This is a genomic window from Candidatus Omnitrophota bacterium, from assembly GCA_016209275.1.
Lineage (GTDB): Bacteria > Omnitrophota > Gorgyraeia > Aquiviventales > Aquiviventaceae > JACQWM01.
This window is the reverse complement of sequence record JACQWM010000007.1, coordinates 1-20,177: the sequence shown is the minus strand read 5'-3', so window position 1 is coordinate 20,177 and position 20,177 is coordinate 1. Positions and strand designations below refer to the sequence as shown.

20 protein-coding genes are annotated in these 20,177 nt (G+C 58.9%); 15 read left to right on the top strand and 5 right to left on the bottom strand.

Features of this window, described 5'->3' with window-relative positions; translation table 11 throughout:
* The first annotated feature begins 33 nt into the window (after positions 1-33).
* The 11 genes from HY737_01455 to HY737_01405 all read left to right on the top strand — a co-directional run bounded on the left by HY737_01455 (position 34) and on the right by HY737_01405 (position 10,432).
* Positions 34-468: an S-adenosylmethionine decarboxylase gene (locus HY737_01455; protein MBI4597055.1), complete on the top strand. Its 435-nt coding sequence runs from the start codon at positions 34-36 to the stop codon at positions 466-468.
* Positions 469-550: 82 nt separating this feature from the next.
* Positions 551-904 (top strand): NADH-quinone oxidoreductase subunit A, encoded by a 354-nt coding sequence (locus HY737_01450; protein ID MBI4597054.1) that lies wholly within the window; start codon positions 551-553, stop codon positions 902-904.
* Positions 904-1,452, top strand: a complete 549-nt coding sequence (gene nuoB / locus HY737_01445) for an NADH-quinone oxidoreductase subunit NuoB (GenBank protein MBI4597053.1) — start codon at positions 904-906, stop codon at positions 1,450-1,452. Before HY737_01450 ends, nuoB begins: the two co-directional genes overlap by 1 nt.
* Positions 1,449-2,030: an NADH-quinone oxidoreductase subunit C gene (locus HY737_01440; GenBank protein ID MBI4597052.1), complete on the top strand. Its 582-nt coding sequence runs from the start codon at positions 1,449-1,451 to the stop codon at positions 2,028-2,030. The genes nuoB and HY737_01440 overlap by 4 nt, the downstream gene beginning before the upstream one ends.
* A complete protein-coding gene (locus HY737_01435) occupies positions 2,030-3,379 on the top strand; it encodes an NADH-quinone oxidoreductase subunit D (GenBank protein ID MBI4597051.1) in 1,350 nt (449 codons plus the stop codon). Before HY737_01440 ends, HY737_01435 begins: the two co-directional genes overlap by 1 nt.
* Before the next feature lie 445 nt (positions 3,380-3,824).
* Complete coding sequence (nuoF, locus tag HY737_01430) at positions 3,825-5,243, top strand: NADH-quinone oxidoreductase subunit NuoF (GenBank protein ID MBI4597050.1); 1,419 nt, start codon at positions 3,825-3,827, stop codon at positions 5,241-5,243.
* A gap of 67 nt (positions 5,244-5,310) precedes the next feature.
* Positions 5,311-6,891 carry a (2Fe-2S)-binding protein gene (locus HY737_01425; protein MBI4597049.1) on the top strand — a complete coding sequence of 527 codons (1,581 nt, stop codon included), beginning with the start codon at positions 5,311-5,313 and terminating at the stop codon, positions 6,889-6,891.
* A gap of 20 nt (positions 6,892-6,911) precedes the next feature.
* The gene (locus HY737_01420) at positions 6,912-8,030 is read left to right on the top strand and encodes an NADH-quinone oxidoreductase subunit H (GenBank protein MBI4597048.1); all 1,119 of its coding nucleotides are present in this window, start codon (positions 6,912-6,914) and stop codon (positions 8,028-8,030) included.
* Between the two features lie 2 nt (positions 8,031-8,032).
* Positions 8,033-8,695, top strand: coding sequence for an NADH-quinone oxidoreductase subunit I (locus tag HY737_01415; protein ID MBI4597047.1), 663 nt, complete (start codon positions 8,033-8,035; stop codon positions 8,693-8,695).
* A 56-nt stretch (positions 8,696-8,751) separates the two neighbouring features.
* Positions 8,752-9,606, top strand: coding sequence for a TIGR01777 family protein (locus tag HY737_01410; protein ID MBI4597046.1), 855 nt, complete (start codon positions 8,752-8,754; stop codon positions 9,604-9,606).
* A gap of 22 nt (positions 9,607-9,628) precedes the next feature.
* A complete protein-coding gene (locus HY737_01405) occupies positions 9,629-10,432 on the top strand; it encodes a dienelactone hydrolase family protein (GenBank protein MBI4597045.1) in 804 nt (267 codons plus the stop codon).
* Positions 10,433-10,453: 21 nt separating this feature from the next.
* Here HY737_01405 and HY737_01400 read toward each other — a convergent pair whose 3' ends face one another.
* From HY737_01400 to HY737_01380, 5 genes are all read right to left on the bottom strand, one after another.
* Positions 10,454-11,929, bottom strand: coding sequence for an NADH-quinone oxidoreductase subunit N (locus HY737_01400; GenBank protein MBI4597044.1), 1,476 nt, complete (start codon positions 11,927-11,929; stop codon positions 10,454-10,456).
* Positions 11,926-13,434, bottom strand: a complete 1,509-nt coding sequence (locus HY737_01395) for an NADH-quinone oxidoreductase subunit M (protein MBI4597043.1) — start codon at positions 13,432-13,434, stop codon at positions 11,926-11,928. The genes HY737_01400 and HY737_01395 overlap by 4 nt, the downstream gene beginning before the upstream one ends.
* A 3-nt stretch (positions 13,435-13,437) precedes the next feature.
* Positions 13,438-15,321 carry an NADH-quinone oxidoreductase subunit L gene (gene nuoL, locus HY737_01390; GenBank protein MBI4597042.1) on the bottom strand — a complete coding sequence of 628 codons (1,884 nt, stop codon included), beginning with the start codon at positions 15,319-15,321 and terminating at the stop codon, positions 13,438-13,440.
* The gene (nuoK, locus tag HY737_01385; GenBank protein ID MBI4597041.1) at positions 15,315-15,614 is read right to left on the bottom strand and encodes an NADH-quinone oxidoreductase subunit NuoK; all 300 of its coding nucleotides are present in this window, start codon (positions 15,612-15,614) and stop codon (positions 15,315-15,317) included. The genes nuoL and nuoK overlap by 7 nt, the downstream gene beginning before the upstream one ends.
* 105 nt (positions 15,615-15,719) lie before the next feature.
* Positions 15,720-16,223: an NADH-quinone oxidoreductase subunit J gene (locus HY737_01380; protein MBI4597040.1), complete on the bottom strand. Its 504-nt coding sequence runs from the start codon at positions 16,221-16,223 to the stop codon at positions 15,720-15,722.
* Positions 16,224-16,330: 107 nt separating this feature from the next.
* Here HY737_01380 and HY737_01375 point away from each other — a divergent pair, with 107 nt between their 5' ends.
* The 4 genes from HY737_01375 to HY737_01360 form a co-directional block, all read left to right on the top strand.
* Positions 16,331-17,455 (top strand): aminopeptidase P family protein, encoded by a 1,125-nt coding sequence (locus HY737_01375; GenBank protein MBI4597039.1) that lies wholly within the window; start codon positions 16,331-16,333, stop codon positions 17,453-17,455.
* Between the two features lie 37 nt (positions 17,456-17,492).
* A complete protein-coding gene (locus HY737_01370; protein ID MBI4597038.1) occupies positions 17,493-19,073 on the top strand; it encodes an FAD-dependent thymidylate synthase in 1,581 nt (526 codons plus the stop codon).
* A 34-nt stretch (positions 19,074-19,107) separates the two neighbouring features.
* Positions 19,108-19,842: a chlorite dismutase family protein gene (locus HY737_01365; GenBank protein MBI4597037.1), complete on the top strand. Its 735-nt coding sequence runs from the start codon at positions 19,108-19,110 to the stop codon at positions 19,840-19,842.
* Between the two features lie 3 nt (positions 19,843-19,845).
* Positions 19,846-20,177 (top strand): dienelactone hydrolase family protein (locus tag HY737_01360; protein ID MBI4597036.1); only part of this gene is annotated, 332 nt, incomplete at its 3' end.

Sequence of the window (20,177 nt, the reverse complement as noted above, 5' to 3'; positions counted from 1 at the left end):
GGGTGTTGCATTTTTCTTGTAGGAGGAGGGTGTATGCCCCAGGTGTGTGATCTGCCCGAAACCGCCGAAGCGAGCAAACCCAAACGGCGGCTCGTCGCCCCATTTGGCTATCAACTGCTTCTCGATCTCTATGACTGCAAGCGGGGGGCCTGTGACGATCTGACCCTCTGCTACAATTTCCTTGAAGAAATTGTGCGCGTCTTGAAGGTGGAGCCGCAGTCGCCGCCCTTCATCTTCCGCACCGACGGCAAGCGATTTCCCGATAAAGCCGGCCTCTCCGGCTGGATTCCCCTGGTCGAAAGCGGCATCCAGCTGCACACGCTCACCCCGAAAGATTTCATTTCGATCGACGTCTATAGCTGCCGCCAGTTTGAGATCGAGCCGCTCAAAGCGTTCGTCCGCAGCTATTTCGCGCCCAAGAAGATGGACGAACAATTCCTCGAGCGCGGCCTCGACTACAATAAATAAAACCTGCTATAATCCCCCGGACAGCCTCGGCCGACCACGCCGAGGCCGCTGTTCAAACCCCAAGCTGTGAAACATTTCGCCGATGATCGAATATGCCGCCATACTGATTTTGGCTGCCCTTGCCGCCGGGGTTGCGGCGCTCCTGTTGTCCTTCAATGCCTTCCTGGGGCCGAAACAGCCGAATCCGGTCAAGGCCCAGCCGTTTGAGTGTGGCAAAGACCCCATCGCGCTGCCGGCCGGCCGGCTGCCGGTGCATTTCTACGTCGTGGCGATGCTGTTTGTGGTCTTCGACGTCGAGCTGGTGTTTTTGTTCCCCTGGGCGGTCTTAGTGAGAGAGCTGGGGTGGTTTGGCATCCTGGAAATGGGGTTCTTTTTGCTGATCGTGGTCGCGGGGTTCATCTATGCCTGGAAGCAGGGCGCGTTGGAGTTTAAATAATGGTTGCGGATACCTCAAAACTCAGCTGGATGACGACCAAGTTGGATGCGGCCCTGGGTTGGGCGCGCAAGTTTTCTATTTTCCAATATCCCTTTGTCACTGCCTGCTGCGGGATGGAATACATGGCGACGGCGACCTCCCACTACGACATGGATCGCTTCGGCGCAGGCTTTCCGCGGTTCTCGCCTCGGCAGGCGGATGTGCTCTTTGTCGTCGGCACGATCAGCCATAAGCTGGCGCCGGTGCTGCGCCGCATCTATGACCAGATGGCGGATCCGAAATGGGTCGTGGCCTTCGGCGTGTGCACGTGCACTGGAGGATTTTACGACAACTACGCCACCGTCATGGGCATCGACACGGTGGTGCCCGTTGATATCTACATCCCGGGCTGCCCGCCGCGTCCGGAGAACGTGCTGGACGGACTGATGAAACTTCAGGAAAAGATCGCCCAGGGTGCTTCTGCGAAGGATCCGCTGGGTCCTGCCGGCCGCCCACGTGAATTGCAGGTTCCGCATCGTCCCGAAGCCCACCTGTGGAGCGCCAAATGAATTTGGCAGAGGCAATTCGACAACGGTTTCCGCAGCACGTGATCGCTGCGCGGATCTTTCGCGGGCAGCAGACCGTCGTGCTCAAACGCGAAGGGTTGCTTGACGTGGCACGGTATCTGCGTGATGATGCTGCGCAGTACTTCGATATGCTCATGGACCTTTCCTGCGTGGACTACCTCAAATTCGGCACTGCACAACACAGCGCCCCCACCCTCGTGACCCCGTCACCCTTGCCGTACTACATGACACCGCGTCCGGTGACCGAAACGTGGGAGCGGGGAGTTTCCAATGATGATTATCGGTTCGATCTCGTCTATCATTTCTATTCCACGGCTCACAACCATCGGCTGCGCGTGCGCGTGCCGGTGGCGATGGCTCATACGACCGTGCCGTCGCTGACCGGTGTGTGGGCCTCGGCGGATTGGTATGAGCGCGAGGTCTGGGACATGTTCGGCATCCGCTTTACCGGCCATCCAAACCTGCGCCGCATCCTGATGTACGAAGAGTTCACAGGCCATCCGCTGCGCAAAGACTATCCCGTCCGCAGACGCCAACCACTGATTGGTCCAATGAACTAATGGCCGCCCAGCCACTTGGCCACTCGGCCACTGAGACTCGACACATGTTTCTGAATATGGGCCCGTCGCATCCGGCCATGCACGGGATCGTCCAGCTCATCGTCGAGCTCGACGGCGAGCGCGTGATGGGCTGCGATGTCGAGATCGGGTATCTCCATCGCGCGTTCGAAAAGGAAAGCGAGCGCGGGCCGTACAACAACGTCATGCCGTACACCGATCGGCTCAACTACGTCTCGCCGCTGATCAATAATTTCGGGTTTTGCCTTGCGGTCGAGCGACTCTTAGGCATCGAGGTGACCGAGCGCTGCCAATACATCCGCGTCATCATGAGCGAAATCTCCCGCATCACCGACCATCTGACCTGCATTGGCGCTTCAGCGATGGAAATTGGCGCCTTTACCGTGTTTCTCTACATGATCAAGGCTCGCGAATGGCTGTGGGAGCTGGTTGAGGCGGTCACCGGAGCCCGCCTGACGATCTCCTATGGCCGCATCGGCGGGGTCAAGGCCGATTTACCCGAGGGATTCGCCGAATGGACTCGCCGCGTCCTTGAAGAGGTTCGCAAGGTGGTTTTAGAGTGCGACACGCTGTTGACGCGCAACCGCATCTTTGCGGATCGGATGCAGGGGACCGGGATCATCTCGAAAGAGCGCGCCATCAGCTACGGGATCACCGGGCCGTTTCTGCGCGGCAGCGGAATCGTACTCGATACGCGCAAGAGCCAGCCGTATTTCGTCTACGACCGCATGTCATTCGATATCCCGACGGGTGAGCATGGCGATAACTATGACCGGTATCTGGTGCGCATGGAGGAAATGGAGCAGAGCATGCGCATCATCGAGCAGGCCTTGGCGAGCATCCCAGCCGGTCCGATCAATATTGACTCTGAAGGCCGCGTGCTGCCGGCGAATGTGATGGTGGATGAGGCGAAGATGGGCCAGGTGGCCGGATTCAAACAGGTGCGCGTGACGCTGGATCCAACGCTGCAGGGCTCAACGCGCGGGCCGCATGAGGCGGTCTATTCCAGCGAGCGCCGGGTGGCGTTGCCGGCCAAAGAAGACACGTATGGCAACATCGAAGGGCTGATGAACCACTTTAAGCTGATCATGCTCGGCCATGGGCTGCGCCCCCCAGCTGGCGAGTACTACAGCGCGGTCGAGGGGGCGAATGGCGAAGTCGGCTTCTACGTGGTCAGCGACGGTGGGGATCGGCCGTATCGGGTGCGCGTGCACCCGCCATGCTTTGCGATTATGGCAGCACTCCCCGAGCTCATCGTCGGCGATATGCTGGCCGACATCATCCCGACGTTCGGCTCCGTCAACATGATCGGCGGCGAACTCGACCGCTAACTACGATATCAGATATGAAATGGCCATTTCATATCTGATATCGCCTTGAGAGATGAAGTCTTTGGACTCAATACGACAAGAAACCGAGGCGATTGTCGCTCGCTACGAGCAGAAGCGGGCGGCGATGCTGCCGGTGTTGCGCTTAATACAGGAGCGCTTCGGCCACATTACAACCGACGCCGAAAACTGGGTCGGCCAGCTGCTGGACGTGGCCCCGGCGCACGTCCACGAAGCCGTCACCTTTTACACCTTGTTCCACCAAACTCCGGTTGGGAAATATCACGTCCAGGTCTGCCACAACATCGCCTGCGCGCTCAAGGGCGCGGATGGCTGTGTCGCGGGGATTTCCGAGCGCTTAGGGATCGCACCAGGCCAAACGACCCCGGATGGCAAGTTCACCCTCTCAACCGTCGAGTGCCTCTGTGCCTGCGAGCATGGGCCGATGATGCAGGTCAATGATCAGTATGTGGGGCCCATCACCCGCGAGATCATCAGCACGTTGGTGCAATCACCAGAGTCGTTGCCGGAGATCCCGAATGCGTTTCGCGGCACCGTGGGACTGGTCGAACCGATTCTCTCGAGACGATTCAGCGTTAAAGATTCAGAGAAGATCGAGACGTATGTCCGTGATGACGGCTATCAGAGCGCGCGTAAGGCGCTCACCGAGCTGTCGCCGGATCAGGTGATTGCCGAAGTGACTAAATCCAATTTACGCGGTCTTGGGGGTGCCGGCTTTCCGGCGGGAAAGAAGTGGAGCTTTATTCCCAAGGGCTCGACGAAACCGAAGTTTCTCGTCGTCAATGCGGATGAAGGCGAGCCAGGCACGATGAAGGATCGGTACATCATCGAGCGGGATCCTCATCGATTGATTGAGGGCATGATCATCGCCGCCTTCGCCACCGGCTGCCGCAAAGCCTACATCTACATCCGCGGCGAATATGTACGCCCGGCACAGATTGTGCAGCAGGCCATCGATGATGCGAGAAGGTACGGCTTTATTGGCAACCGTATCTTTAACACGGACTATTCGCTGGATATTGTCGTGCATCGAGGAGCCGGGGCCTATATCTGTGGCGAAGAAACAGCGCTGCTGGAGTCCCTTGAAGGCAAGAAAGGTTTTCCGCGGTTGAAACCGCCCTTTCCTGCCATCGCCGGGCTCTTTGCGTCGCCGACGGTGATCAACAATGTGGAGACCCTGGCCTGTGTGCCGCCGATCATTGGCAAAGGCGGGGAGTGGTTTGCCAAGTTCGGGTTCGGTAAGACCGGTGGCACGCGCTTGTTTTCCATGAGCGGTCATGTCCAGAAGCCTGGCCTGTATGAAGCTTCTCATGGGGTGACACTGCGCGAACTGATTGCGGCAGCCGGCGGCGTGGCCGAAGGGCGCGAACTTAAAGCCGTCATCCCTGGAGGTATCTCAGCGAAGATTTTACGCGCAGACGAGATTGATGTCCGCATGGATTTTGACTCGCTGCTCGCCACCGGCACGATGGCAGGTTCGGCCGGTGTGATCACGATGGACAACACCACCTGCATGGTCCGCGCGCTCTGGTTCGCCTCGAAGTTCTTTGCGCATGAATCGTGCGGCCAATGCTCGCCGTGCCGCGAAGGCACCGGATGGGTGTTCAAGATTGTGGATCGGATCATGAAAGGGCAGGGCCGGCAGCAAGACCTCGACATTCTGCTCAATATCGCCGGCAACATGGAAGGCCGCACGATCTGCGTCTTCGCCGATGCCGCGGCCTGGCCGGTGCAGAGCTACATCAGAAAATTTCGTGACGAGTTTGAATACCACGTTCGAGAAAAGCGTTGCAATCTTGGATCACAAACGACGCCAGTTGTTGCTGTCGCGACCCACGACACATGACCCTGGACTTCAACCAGAATAGTCATGAGTCGTGAGTCATGGGTCATGTGTCGCATTTGGAAAGAAAATGCCTGAGCCAAAGCAAATCACATTGACGATCGACGGAAAATCGGTGACGGTGGCGGAGGGGACGACGGTGCTGCAGGCCTGCGAAAAAGCCGGCAGCCCGATTCCGTTCTACTGCTACCACCCAGGCCTCTCCATCGCCGGCAACTGTCGCATCTGCCTGGTGGAAATCGCCGGGGCCCCGAAGCTGCAAATCGGCTGCCACACGCGCGTAGCCGAGGGCATGGCGGTCAACACGACCAGCGATAAAACACTGGCCGGGCGCCGCGATGTGCTGGAGTTTCTGCTGATCAACCATCCGCTGGACTGCCCGGTCTGCGATCAGGCTGGCGAATGTTGGCTGCAGGACTACTACATGCAGCATGGCCTCTACGATCCGAAGTTCAACGAGACCAAGCATAAGAAGCCCAAGGCGGTGCCCATCGGCCCGACAGTAATGCTGGACGCGGAGCGGTGCATCCTCTGCTCGCGCTGCGTGCGGTTTACCGATGAAGTCACGAAGACCGGCGAGTTCGGCATTTTCAATCGGGGCGATCATTCGGAAATCGGCGTGCATCCGGGGAAGACGTTGGACAACAATTATTCAGGCAATGTCGTCGATATCTGCCCAGTCGGCGCTCTCACCGACCGCGACTTTCGATTCAAATGCCGCGTGTGGTACCTGGGCTCGGCGAAATCGGTGTGCACCGGCTGCTCCCGCGGCTGCAACATCGAGATTCACTATAATCGCGAGCGCGAATGGCGCCCGCATATCGCCAATGGCGAGCGCGTCATGCGCCTCAAACCCCGCTACAACGCCGATGTCAACAAATGGTGGATGTGCGATGTCGGCCGCTACGGCTACAACTATATCGATGAAAATCGGCTCACGCATGTCGGCGTCAAAGACCATGGCCATGTGCGGCAGGCGACATGGGAGGAGGGAGTCGCGCGGATTGTTGAGCGGCTCACGCAGCTTCGCGGCGCGAAACAGCTCGATCGCGTGGGTGTCGTGCTTTCAAGTCACATGACCAACGAAGATCTGTTTGCGGCCAAGCGGTTCTTCACGGAACTCGGTATTGCGCAGATCGTGTTTCAACGACCCAAGAGTGGATCGAGTGACGATCTGTTGCTGCAAGCCGATCGATCGCCGAACACCAAAGGCGCCCAGGCGCTTGGCATTCCTGAAGGAGCTGGGGGCCTTTTGGAAAAAGTGACGAAGAAGCAGATCACAGCCCTCTTCGTGTTTTCGCCGGATGTGACGGTGCCAGCCAATCTGGAGTTCGTCGTTTTCGTTGGCGCGAATGCTACTCCGGCTGCAGATCATGCGGATGTGGTGCTTCCCAGCGCGGTCTGCGCTGAGAAGGAAGGCACGCTGACGAATTTCGAAGGTCGGGTGCAGCGCATCCATGCCGCCCTGCTGCCATGGGCTGAGGCCCGTTCCGAACTTGAGATTTTCAACGAGTTGGCTCAGCGCCTTGGCTTGAAAACACGGTTCGTTGATGCCAAGACCACATTTGATGAACTTGCCAAGATCGAACAATCGTTCCAAGGATTGTCCTATCAAGCGATCGGTGATCAGGGGGCGTTCTTGGAGCAGTAACTTGTGACTTGTGACCAACGATGTGGATTGATTTTTGGATTAAAGTGATTGTCAGTCTGCTCGTGCTCGGCGGCGTGCTGAATCTTGCCGGCGCGCAGACCTGGCTGGAGCGCAAGCAAAGCGCGCTGATGCAAGACCGCGTGGGCGCGAACCGGGCCTACTTCACCTGGCGGTGGCTTGGGCCGCTCAACTGGGTCATCCGCAAGCTTGGCAGCTTAGGAATCATCAACGCGCTGGCCGATGTGCTGAAGATGATCTCCAAGGAAGATATCATTCCAGCGAGGGGAGATAAGTTTCTCCACACGCTGGCCCCGTTTCTCTCGGTCTTTTTCGCCATCGTAGCCTTTGCGGCGATTCCTCTCGGGCCGACGCTGCAACTGTGGGGCCGAGAAATTCCGCTGCAAGTCGCCAACATCAACGCCGGGCTGCTCGTGGTCCTGGCCCTCGCCTCCATCGGCATCTACGGGGTAATCCTCGCCGGCATGGTGTCGGGCAACAACTTCTCCACGATCGGCGGGTTGCGCGCGGCGTCCCAAATGCTGGCCTATGAAATCGCCTTAGGCGTTTCGCTCATCGGGGTTGTGATCTGCTATGGCACGCTGGATCTGAACCAGATCATCCTGAAGCAGGGCAGCCATGTCGCCGGCGGATGGATTCCCTTATGGGGGATCATCACGCAGCCGTTGGCGTTCATTATTTTTGTCACCGCCGCCTTAGCAGAAACCAAGCGCGTGCCGTTTGATCTGCCGGAAGGCGAACCGGAAATCATCGGTTACTTCACCGAATACAGCGGCATGAAGTTCGGCGCGTTTTTCTTGACCGACTTCGTCGAAATCGTGCTGGTGTCTGCGCTGACCGCCGTGCTGTTTTTCGGCGGATGGCAAACGCCGTGGCTCGCCGCCGATGGGTTCCATTTCCCGTGGGGCGCGGTCGTGGCGGTGCCGCATCTCGCCTTTGTGGCCGTCGGACTCGTGTCGTTGACGCTCAAAGTCTCAGGTTTCATCTGGTTCTTCATGTTGATTCGATGGACTCTGCCGCGATTTCGGTATGACCAGCTGATGCACTTAGGCTGGAAGGTTCTGTTTCCCCTCTCGTTAGTCAATATCGCAGTTACGAGCGTAATCATCGTATTAAGGTAAAAATGGCTGAGACGTTAAGTCATCAATTACTGCATCGGCTGCGCGATGCGCACAAGCGCCGCAAGCTCAGTTGGTGGGAGCGCACCTATTTGCCGGCCATCGCCCAAGGGTTACTGATCACCAACCGTCACTTTTGGCAAAACCTCGGCCTGCACATCGCGCATCGCGTCGGGCTCTTCCGCAATATCCCAGCGTCGGTGACGATCCAGTACCCGGATCAGCGTCGGGTGACCTCGCCTCGGCTGCGCACGCGCCATCGTCTGACAAAGCGCGCTGACGGCACGCCTCGCTGTGTGGCCTGCATGATGTGCGAGACGGTCTGCCCGGCCCGCTGCATCTACATCGTGGCTGGCGAGCACCCAGACCCGAACGTGGAAAAAGTGCCGAAGAGTTTTGACATCGACCTGGGCAAGTGCGTCTATTGCGGCTACTGCGTTGAGGCCTGCCCGGAGGATGCGATCCGGATGGATACGCAGCGCCATGACATCGCCGCCTACTCCCGCGATGGCATGTGGATTGACATCAAAGAGCTCCTCAACCCCGGCACTCGCAAATTCGGGGACGCCCCTGAAAAATTCGTCCAGCTCACGCCTCAAGAGTTTACGCAGCTTCCCGCAACGCCTCCGCCTCCTCCCCCCGGCACCAACATTGCTCCGTCAATCTAATATCCTCCGGCTGTTGCGAACCATCCATTGCCGTGGTATCGTTGCCATATTGCAACATGAAAATCGCCGTCTCAGGGTCCACAGGGTTTATCGGATCTGCCCTCATCCCGTCTCTGGCGGCTGAAGGGCATACCGTCGTTCGTGTGCCCCGATCGCCTGAGGTTTCGGGGTTTGAAGGGGTCGAAGGCGCCATCCATTTAGCCGGAGAGCCGATCATCGGCCGATGGTCCGAGCAGAAGAAACAGCGCATTCGTGACAGCCGAGCCCATGGAACGCGCAGGCTGAGTGAAGCGTTGGCTCATCTGTCTCAACCTCCCAAGGTTCTGGTGACGGCCTCAGCTATTGGTTTTTATGGTGATCGTGGTGAAGAGATATTGGAAGAGCACAGCACGCAGGGCTCGGGGTTTTTGGCTGAAGTCTGCCGCCAGTGGGAGGCCGCAGCCGATCCTGCGAGACGCCGGGGGATCCGCGTGGTGCATGTGCGAATCGGTGTGGTGCTGAGCCCGGTCGGTGGAGCGCTCAAGCTGATGCTGCCGCCTTTTCAGTGTGGTCTTGGCGGGGTACTCGGCTCAGGGCGCCAATACATGAGCTGGATTGCTCTCGATGACATCCTTGGAGGGATGCTCCACGCGCTCACGCGTGAAACCCTGCAGGGACCGGTGAATCTTGTCGCGCCGAATCCCGTGACCAATCGAGAATTTACGAAAACGCTTGGACGCGTGCTGTCGCGTCCAACCATCGTTCCTGTGCCGTCATTTGCCCTGCGCGTATTGATGGGCCAGATGGCTGAGGAGGTCCTGCTCTCCAGCGCTCGCGTGCGGCCCGCCCGACTCCTAGACACCGGCTATGTGTTTCGGTATCCTACTCTTGAACCAGCGCTGCGCCATCTCTTCGGAAAAATTTCGTCGTAATCACAACAGGAGCATGTGCACCATGAAACGTTTGATGGCTGTGATCTTCCTCAGCATGGCTCTTGCTCCTCATGCGCAGGCGGCGGTGAAAACGGAGACGGTGGAATATCACGATGGTGATGCCGTGTTGGAAGGTTACATCGCGTACGATGATGCCCTCAAGGGCCAGCGGCCCGGCGTGCTGGTCGTGCATGAGTGGAAGGGGCTCGGCGACTACGCCAAGCGCCGGGCCGAGCAACTGGCGGAGCTGGGCTATATCGCGTTTGCCGCCGATATGTATGGCAAGGGTGTTCAGGCGAAGGATCACGAAGAGGCGGCGAAGCTCTCCGGCCTCTATCGCAGCGACCGGCAGCTGATGCGGCGACGGATCACCGCCGCCTTCGATTTTTTCAAGCAGCATCCATTCATTGACCCAACGCGAGTCGCGGCCATCGGCTACTGCTTCGGCGGGACCACCGTGTTGGAATTGGCCCGAAGCGGAGCAGATGTTCTTGGCGTGGTCAGCTTTCACGGAGCGCTGGATACCCCGAACCTTGCCGATGCGAAACAGATCAAAGGCAAAGTGCTCGTGCTCCACGGGGCGGATGATACATTTGTGACGCAGGATAACGTGGCGGCCCTTGAAGAGGAGATGAAGCAAGCCGGAGTGGATTATCGCGTGATTCAATATCCAGGCGCGGTGCATAGTTTTACGGTTCGAGAAGCCGGCAATGATCCCTCTGCCGGCATGGCGTATAACGCTGAGGCTGATCAGCAATCCTGGGAAGAAATGAAAGCCTTCTTCAAGGAGATCTTTAAGGAACCTGCAGGAAGAAACGTCGGCTAGGCGCCGCTGATGCGCGCTGAATTACCGCAAGACAGCGAACGGAATGTGGGTAATGCGGGTGAGGAAGGGTTCTTGAACGATGCCGATCGCCGCGATACCCACCACGAGTACCCCGATCGTTGCCATCGCCAGCGGATGCACCCGGATCGGCGCGGTTGAGCGTGGCGCATCGAGGTACATCCGCTTCACAATCATCAAATAGTAATACAGCGAAATCGCCACATTCACAGCACCCAGAGCCACGAGCCACAAGCGGCCGGTTTCCATCGTCCCCAAGAGCACGAACAGCTTCCCGACAAATCCTGCCAGCGGGGGGACTCCGGCGAGCGACAGCAGGCCAATGAACATCGCGGCGGCGAGTCCCGGCGAGCGTGTCGATAATCCCTGGTAGTGCTCAATCAGATCTCCCCCGACGGCTTCTGAGACGATAATAACCACGAAGAAGACGGTGAGATTGCTCACCAAGAACGCGAGGAGATAATAGGCGACGGCGCTGACGCCAAATACGGAACCGGTGGATAACCCCATGAGGAGATATCCGGCATGCCCGATGGAGGAATAGCCCAGCAGCCGTTTGATGTTCGTTTGGGGAATGGCGCACAGATTCCCGTAGAGCATCGTGGCCGCGGATACGAGGGCGACCATCGGCCCCCACAGGCTGTGCAGCGGGAGCCACACGCCGTAGAGGACGCGCAGCATCGCGATGACCCCCGCCATCTTTGATCCCACCGACAAAAACGCCACGACCGGAGTGGGCGCTCCCTCGTAGACATCCGGCACCCACAAGTGAAACGGCACCGCGGCGATCTTAAATCCGAGCCCGGCAAGCAGCAGCACAAGCCCTGCTTGAGCCGTCAGCGGCACTGGCCCTGCGGTGTTAGCAAGCGCCGCTCGCAGCGCGGTGAAACTGGTCCCGCCGGCAAAACCGTAGAGCAAGGCGATGCCGTAAATAAGAAACCCTGAGGAGACAGAGCCGAGAATGAGGTATTTCATTCCGGCTTCGACAGACCGTGAATCAGTTTTCAGATACGCCGCCATGATGTAGAGCGAAAACGTCAGGAGCTCCAAGCCGAGGAAGAGTATCAGCAAGTCATTGATCGAGGCGAGCACTAAGGTCCCGAGCAGGGCGGTGAAGAGCAGCATGAAGAACGCCCCCAGATGAGCCGGCACATGCGCTTGGAATTCTCGGGTCATGAGGATGACGATCGCCGCCGTGATCAAAAACAAGGCTTTGAAATACGACGAAAAGGGATCGACGATGAACATGTCTTGGAAGATTTCGCCTGCCTGCGCCGCGCCCAGCGCGGCAGGCAGGCCGCGCCACAAGGCATGCTGCGACTGCGTCCAAAGCGCGCCACCGGCGATGGCCACACCGGCGAGGGCGAGGAGCCAGAGCGAAGATTTTTTAGCAGGCGGCAGGAGGAGATCGGCGATCAGCATGACGCCGATCCAGAGGCAGATAATGAGTTCAACGCCCAGAAGACTGAAGGACATCATGGGGTGCGCAGGACCTGTTCAATCAAGGCTCGGCTGCTCGTATCGATAATCCGAAGGATTGGTTGAGGCCAACAGCCGACCACGAGCAAAGTGGCGATGAGGACGACATACGGCAAGCGCGCAAAGGCCGTCGTCGCATCGCGGACATGTCCGGCAAACACTGGCTTCGGCGGCCCAAAAAACGTTCCCCGCACAAAGCGCAGCATATACACCGCCGTGATGACCACGCCGAAGACGCCGAAGATCACCGGGATGCGGTACTCGTCCCACCCTCCGAGAAACACTAGCAATTCCGCCACGAAATTGGCAAACCCCGGCAGCCCGCTTGAGGCCATCGCGGCCATCACCCCGCAGACCGCGATGAATGGTACCTGATGGCCGAGGCCGCCTAAGTCGGGCAGCCATCGCGTGTGCGTTTGGTCATAGATGTGGCCGACGAGCGCGAAGGCGAGCGCGGTCATGAGGCCGTGCGCAAACATGAGCAGGACAGCGCCATTGAGTGCGAGCGGGGTAAGGCAGGCAATCCCTAACAGCACATACCCCATATGGCTCGACGACGAATATCCAATGATCAGTTTCAAATCTTTTTGGGCCATGGCCACGAAGCCGCCGTAGATGATGTTCATCACGCAAATCGCCGCGATCCACGGCAGCCAGGTCGTCGCACCCAGCGGCAGTAGGCCGATCGCCAGGCGGATGATCGCGTAGGACCCGAGCTTCATGAGCACCCCGGCGTGCAGCATGCTCACCGCGGAGGGTGCCGCGGCATGGCCGATCGGCGACCAGCTATGCAGCGGCCACATCGGGGCGATGACGCCGAAGCCGATCGCCAACAAGGGGAAGATGCTGCGCTGGAGCGCGGGGGCCAGCGGCGCGCTCGAAAAATGGCGCTGCAATTCCACCAGGTCAAACGTCTTCGCGCCCGAGGTGACATACAGCCACAGCAAGCCGGTCAGGGCCACGACTGCGCCCAGGGTGAGGTAAATCGTCAGCTTCATCGCGGCGTACTCTTTGGAAAATCGCACGGCACCCTGTTCCTTCACATCGCTGCCCCACATGCCGATCAGCGGATACATCGGAATGACCGCCATCTCGTAGAAGAAGTAGAAGAAGAACAGGTCGAGCGAGAGGAACACGCCGAAGACGCCGGTGATCAGCAGCAGGTAAAACATGTAGTACTCTTTGACGCGTTGCTTGATCGCATAGGAAATCAAGACACCGGTGAATGCGCAGATCGCATGCAACAGCACGAGGACGACGCTGATGCCATCAACCCCCAAGTGGAAGCCGATGCCAAGCGCTCGGATCCAGGGGATCATGGTCTCGTGCTGATAGCCGCCAATCGTCGTGTTGTAACGGGTGATGGCGAGGAGCGCGCCCACAAGCGCGATCGCCGTGGCGGCCACGGCAATCCGTCGGATCAGGGCAGGGCGGTCTTCGGGCATGACGCTGAGCAGCAGCGCGCCGATCGTCGGAGCCAAGAGGATAAGGAGCGAGAGCGGCATGGATTACTGACGGACGAAGGCGGAGAGGAGGATCACGATGCCGATGAAAAATCCCAGGACGTACGTTTGCACGGTGCCGGTTTGCAGGCGGCGCATCACGCGGCCTGCGCTTTGCGCGAGCCATGCGGTACCGTTGACCGCAACGCCAATAATGACGAACCGCTCGAACCATGCGCAGAACCCCGCGATCACTTTCTGCTGGATGCTCTCAACGTACCACGTGTAGACATCATCAATATGATAGCGGTCGACGAGAAATGAATAGGGCAGGGCGAGCGCGCGGACCAGTTGCTGCGACGTCACGAACTGCTTGCTATAGACGACCCAGGCCAAGACCAGACCGATCGCCGCGACGGCCAGCGCAATGCCGGCCACCAGCCAGTGAAAGGCTTCGGCATGCTCACCAAGAAACGCAGGAAGGCCAAGATAGCCTGCGATGATGGAGAAGGCGGCCAGCACGCCGAGCGGAATCAGCATGACCGCTGGAGACTCGTGCGCATGGCCGCTTGTCCCGCCGGAGGCGGGATGGCTCTTTCCGGTGAACGCCACGAACCATGCGCGGGCAATGTAAAACGCCGTTAACCCTGCGGTGGCGGTGGCCAGCGCGAACAGCGGAGTATTGCGCTCAAACGCCAAGACGAGAATTTCGTCTTTGCTGTAAAACCCTGAAAACGGAGGAAGACCCGCAAGGGTAAGTCCCCCGATCAAAAAGGCCAGCGAGGTCCACCGCATGGAATGCCACAAGCCGCCGAGCTTACGGATATCCTGCTCGTGCGTGCCGTGGATCACGCTGCCCGCGGCCAAAAACAGCAGGGCTTTAAAAAATGCGTGAGTGGTCAGGTGGTACATGCCGGCCGTGGATCCGCCGAGGCCAAGTGCCATCACCATGTAGCCAAGCTGGCTCAGTGTGGAGTAGGCGAGGATCCGTTTCAGGTCGGTTTCGACAAGGGCCAGACACGCGGACAAAAACGCTGTCGCGCCCCCCACCCACATGATCACCGTCATCACCGATGGCAAGCCCTCAAACAGCCAGAAGGCGCGGCAGAGGAGGTACACGCCGGCCGCCACCATCGTGGCGGCATGAATGAGGGCTGAGACCGGGGTCGGGCCTTCCATCGCATCGGGCAGCCAGACGTGCAGCGGAAATTGCGCCGACTTGCCCATCGGGCCGCAGAAGAGCAGCAGACCGATGAACGGCAGCATGGCCATGGGAATCAGGCCAGCCTGGGCGAGGGCCGGCAGCCGATGCTCCAGCGTCGCAAAATGAAACGTGCGCTCTGAGGCCAGCGGGCTGGAGATGGCCCACAGCCACAGAATGCCGAGCAGGAATCCAAAATCCGCCACGCGGTTAACCATGAACGCCTTCTTGCCCGCGTCAGCCGCCGACGGTTTGGCGTACCAGTGGCCGATGAGCAGGTACGAGCAGAATCCGACCAGCTCCCATCCAATGAACAACTGAATCCAGTTGTTTGAGAGCACGATCGTCAGCATCGAGAAGGCAAACAGCGACATCGCGCCGAAGAATCGGCTGTAGGCCGAGTCATCATGCATGTATCCCGTGGCATACATGAAGATGCAGCTGCCCACGCCGGTCACGACGAGCGACATGAGCAGCGAGAGCTGATCGATGAGGATGCCAAACGGCACGGTGAATCCAGGCAGGTCGATCCAGTTGACTGAGGTTTCAAACGGCAGGGCCGCCGGCATCTTCAGCGCATGGAGAAACAGCATCCCAGCGCAGGCGAAGGCAATCAGCAACCCTGCGATGGCCAGTGTTGCGCTCAGACGCTTGCGGCGGATCGCAAAGGCCCAAATCAATCCCGCGGCGCACAGCGGAGCGAGCAAGATGGTCCACGAGAGGATCGGGGCCAGCGACGGCTCTACCATTTCAAGAGCTTGACCTCATCCGCATTGAGCGTCTTCAGTTGCCGCGCAAGCAGCACCGCAATCGCCAGGCCGACCGTCACCTCGGAGGCGGCGACCGCGATGACGAAGAAGACGACCACGTGGCCGCCGAGATCTCCCCAGGCTCGCGCGTACGCGACGAAGGCCAGGTTCGCCGCATTAAACATGATCTCAATGGAGAGGAGGATCATTAGCACATTGCGCCGCGTGACGATGCCGATAAGGCCGATCGTAAAGAGGAGCGCGCTCGTAACCAGATAGTGAGTCAGAGTAATCATGCTAACGGACGAAACGGCGACCCATGACGCACGACCCATGACACATGACCAAACGAAACATCTGTTGTCGTGTGTCGTGAGTCATGGGTCGTGTGTCGCAGTTCATCGTTTGGGTTCCTGACGAGCGAGGGTCACGGCGCCGATGATCGCCGCCAAGATCAAAAACGAGGTGAGCTCAAACGGCAGCACGTACTGGCTGAATAATAATCGTCCAATGGATTCCACCGTGCCTTCTGCGGCTGTTGCTGGAAACACCGATCCTGGGTGCGATGCCCAGAAGATGCGCACGACATTGAGCAAGAATGCGAGCGCCACGATCGTCCCGGCGGTGCAGAGGGTGAAGGCGCGCATGCGCGAGAGGCTCTCTCGCTCGAGGTTGAGCAGCATGAGGACGAAGAGAAAGAGGACGAGGACCGCGCCCGCATAGAGGAGCACTTGGAGTGCGGCGACGAGGTAGGCGTGCAGCATGACAAACAGCGACGCCAGGCAGAGCATGACGACGAGCAATGAGAGCACGCTGTAGATCGGCTGGCGGCTGATGATCACCGAGGCCGCTGCCAAGAGCATCGGGATGGTGAAGAGATAAAAAAAGACCGCTTCACTCATTGGATGGTCTGGGAGCTTGTGAAAAATTCCACGAAGTTGCTTCATTATAGGCATTGAGCCGAGTTCTGTCTAGAGTCGGACTCGGGGGTGTGTTATCCTAGACGATCATGGCCACCGCCAAACTGATCATCGCCGACAGCGAGAAGAACGCCAACCTCTATTACGCCACCAGGTTTCTCGCGCCCGACCCCTTTATTTTTGCCCAGTTTGACTCCCACCGCGTCGTCGTCATGAGCGACCTCGAGGTCGACCGCGCGAAAGCGCAGTCCAAGGCCGACGAAGTCCTTTCGTACTCCAAGCTCGCCCAGCAGGCGAAGCAAGCGCTCGGCAAGGAGCCGAGCATGATGGATGTTGTTGGGGAATTGCTGAAGAGCCGTTCGGTCACGCAGGTCGACGTCCCGATGGATTTCGGCTTGGCCTACGCCGATGCGCTGCGAAAACGCGGCTTCACCGTCGAGCCAAAAGCCGATCCATTCTTTCCTGAGCGCATGGTCAAGTCCGAAGAAGAAATTGCGCTGCTGACGGAGAGCCTGCGTGTGACCGAGGATGCGCTGGCTTCCGCCATTGCGCTGATCGGCAACTCCGAGGTGAAATCCGACGGTGCCTTGTGGATCGGCGGCAAACCGCTGACCGTGGAGCTGCTGCGCAAGGCGATGCACCTGACGATGATGGAGCGCGACTGTGTCGCCCAGCATACGATCATCGCGCCTGGCGTGCAGGCGGTGGATCCGCACAACGAAGGCTCAGGCCCGCTGCGCGCGAATGAGCCGATTGTGATGGATGTGTTTCCGCAGCATTCACGCAGCCGCTACTTCGCCGACATCACGCGGACGGTCGTGAAGGGCAAGGCCTCGGATAAAGTGAAAAAAATGTTCGAAGCCGTCAAAGAAGGGCAGGAGATTGCTTATAAAATCATCAAAGACGGCGTTGACGGAAAACTCGTCCATGACAAAATCATGGCATATTTCAACTCTCTCGGTTTTAAAACCGGTGAGCAAAATGGCCGGATGCAAGGCTTCTTCCACGGCACCGGCCACGGGGTGGGTCTGGAGATCCATGAGCCGCCGCGCGTTTCAGGCAAATCCGATATCCTTAAGGCCGGCATGGTCGTCACCGTCGAGCCAGGCCTCTACTATCTGGATGCCGGCGGCATGCGCATCGAAGACATGGTGGTCGTCACCCTTGATAGCTGCAAGGTTCTCACCCAAGCCCCCAAAGTGTTGGAAGTCTAGTCCTAAAGCGAGTAAGATAATTCGGTATTCCACGTCGATGACCGCCGTTACCCAAACCACACTCACTCCCGAGCCGATTGTGCGGCTGGAGAACTATTTCCAGGAGCCGTACAATCTCGCGATTGCGACGGCGCGGACGTGTTATTCCTCGAAAGTCATCTCCAGCGACGACGTCGGCAAGGACGAGAAGTCGCGCGAGCAGCGGGATCGCATCGCCGAGAGCATCTACAAAGCCGGCCATCACACCACCATCCAGCATCCAACCTTCCAGTTCGTCCTCGAGAAGGTGTCGCGCCAGTTCATTTGGTCATTTCTGCACGCACATCCTTTTTATAATAGCGAACAAGTTTCACAGAGATATGTCGAGGTCAAGCCGGAGAATTTCACGATTCCTCCGCTGGAAGATCGCGCGCGCGAGATCTACCTTACCACCGTCCATGAGCAGATGGATGCGTACCACGCCCTCATCGAGCTGGTCAAGCCAGTGGTGGTCAAGGAGTATCAACGTATCTTTCCGTCGAGAAATGTCGAAGAAAAGCAATGGGCTAGCGCCATCAAGAAACGATGCCAGGAAATCGCCCGCTACGTGCTGCCGGTGGCCACCCACGCGCATCTGTATCATACGATCAGCGGCCTCACGCTGCATCGCTATTGGCGGCTGTGCCAGCAATTTGATGCGCCGCTGGAGCAGCGCTTCGTCGTGCAGCGGATGGTCGAAGAAGTCTCGAAGATCGATCCGGCCTTCATGGCGCTGGCTGAAGACCCCATCCCCATGGACGAAACGCTGGAGTACCAATGCTTCCAGTTTTTCCATGGCCGGGGGCGAAATGGGGCCACCAATCAGTTTCTCGATGAGTTCGACCGAGCCCTGGAGGGCCGTACCTCCAAGCTCATCGATCACAGCGCCCGCGCGCAAGAGAGCATGGCGCAAGCGGTGCGCTCGATGCTGGGGCTGACCCGCGAGCAGCTGGGCGATGCCAAGGCGATCCGGCTGATTCTGGACCCCTCGCGCAACCGGTATCTGGGCGATGCGCTGACACTGACCACGATGAGCAAACTCTCGCGCGCGATGGCGCATCCGCACTTTACGTTTAAGAAGAAGCTCTCGCACACGGCAGATTCGCAAGATCAGCGCCACCGCATGGTGCCGGCTTCGCGGCCGATTCTTGCGGCGCAGTTCATCAGCGGCCGGCCGGATTTCATCACGCCGCCGCTGATTGCGGCCAGCCCCCAGGCCCAGGAGGCCTACCAGCGGATCATGGTGCGCACGTGGGAGGCGATCGATCAGCTGCTGAATCTTTGCGTCTCAGAAGAGTTCGCGTTGTATCTGCTGCCGAATGCGTTTCCAGTGCGGTTCGAAGAGTCCGGCGATTTGATGCATTTTCATCATAAGTGGGTGCACCGGCTTTGCTATACTGCTCAGGAAGAAATTTGGAACGCCTCGCGCGACGAAGTACTGCAAGTGGCCCAGCAGTTCCCCGAGATTGGCAAATGGCTCGCCGCCCCCTGCTGGGTGCGATCGCAGGCGAGCGAGCGTCCGGTGTGCCCGGAAGGGGATCGGTTCTGCGGTGTCGCCGTGTGGAAACTGCCGGTAGAAAATTACCAGCGATTGATTTAAGCAGATAGCAAATAGCAGATAGCAAATAGAGAGCATGACGACACAGACAGTGACAGAGCCTCAGGCGTCGACGGCAAAAGCAGCCGATATCCGGCAGTTCGTTAGTTTCAGGTTTTTTCACCTCAGCCCGGAGTGGCGGCGGCTGCCGCAGTCGACAAAACGCAAGCACGCCAACGAGTTGGCCGGCGTGGTGGACACCTGGTCGAGAAAGCTGATGGTGCGCACGTACTCCTTGATCGGCATGAAGGCGGATGCGGATTTCATGATTTGGCGCGTCGGGGCAACGTTGGAGCCGCTGCAGGAGATGTCCGGGGCCGTGGGGCGCACAGCGATGGGCGGCTATCTCTCCGTGCCGTACTCCTATTTATCGATGACCAAGCGGTCGACCTACGTCGATAAACTTGATCCTGATCACGCAGACAGACGCCGATGCATCACGCCGGCCAACGATAAGTACCTCTTCGTCTATCCGTTTGTGAAATCGCGCGACTGGTACCTGCTGCCGCTGGAGGAGCGGCAGGCGATGATGGATGAGCACATCAAGATCGGCAATAGATTCCCGTCGGTGCGGCTGCACACGACCTATTCCTTCGGGTTGGATGATCAGGAGTTTGTCGTGGCCTTTGAGACGAACGAACCCAAGGACTTTTTGGATCTGGTGATGGCGCTGCGCGAGTCCAAAGGCAGCAAGTACACCATTCGCGACACGCCGATCTTCACGTGCCTCGCCAGGCCGATGCAGCAGATGCTCAATGACGTGGGGGCGTAGGCGGTGGTTGCCTCAGAAACCCTCCAGGTCGTCGGCAACGGCACGTCCATCCCGTCGTTTCTTGCAGAACCCTCCCAGGCTGCGGGTGCTGCCCCGGCGGTGATCATCCTGCATGAGTGGTGGGGGCTGACTGATCACATCCGAGATGTCGCCCGGCGGTTTGCCGCGGCCGGGTTCGTCGCCTGCGCGCCGGAGTTGTATGCGCGGCAAGGATCCACGGCGACCACCGATCCTGCTGAAGCCGCCGCGCTCATGGGGGCGGTGTCTTCCCAATGGGTGCTGCGGGATCTGAATGCCGTCGCACAGAGCCTGAAGCGCCGCCCCACCGTCGATAG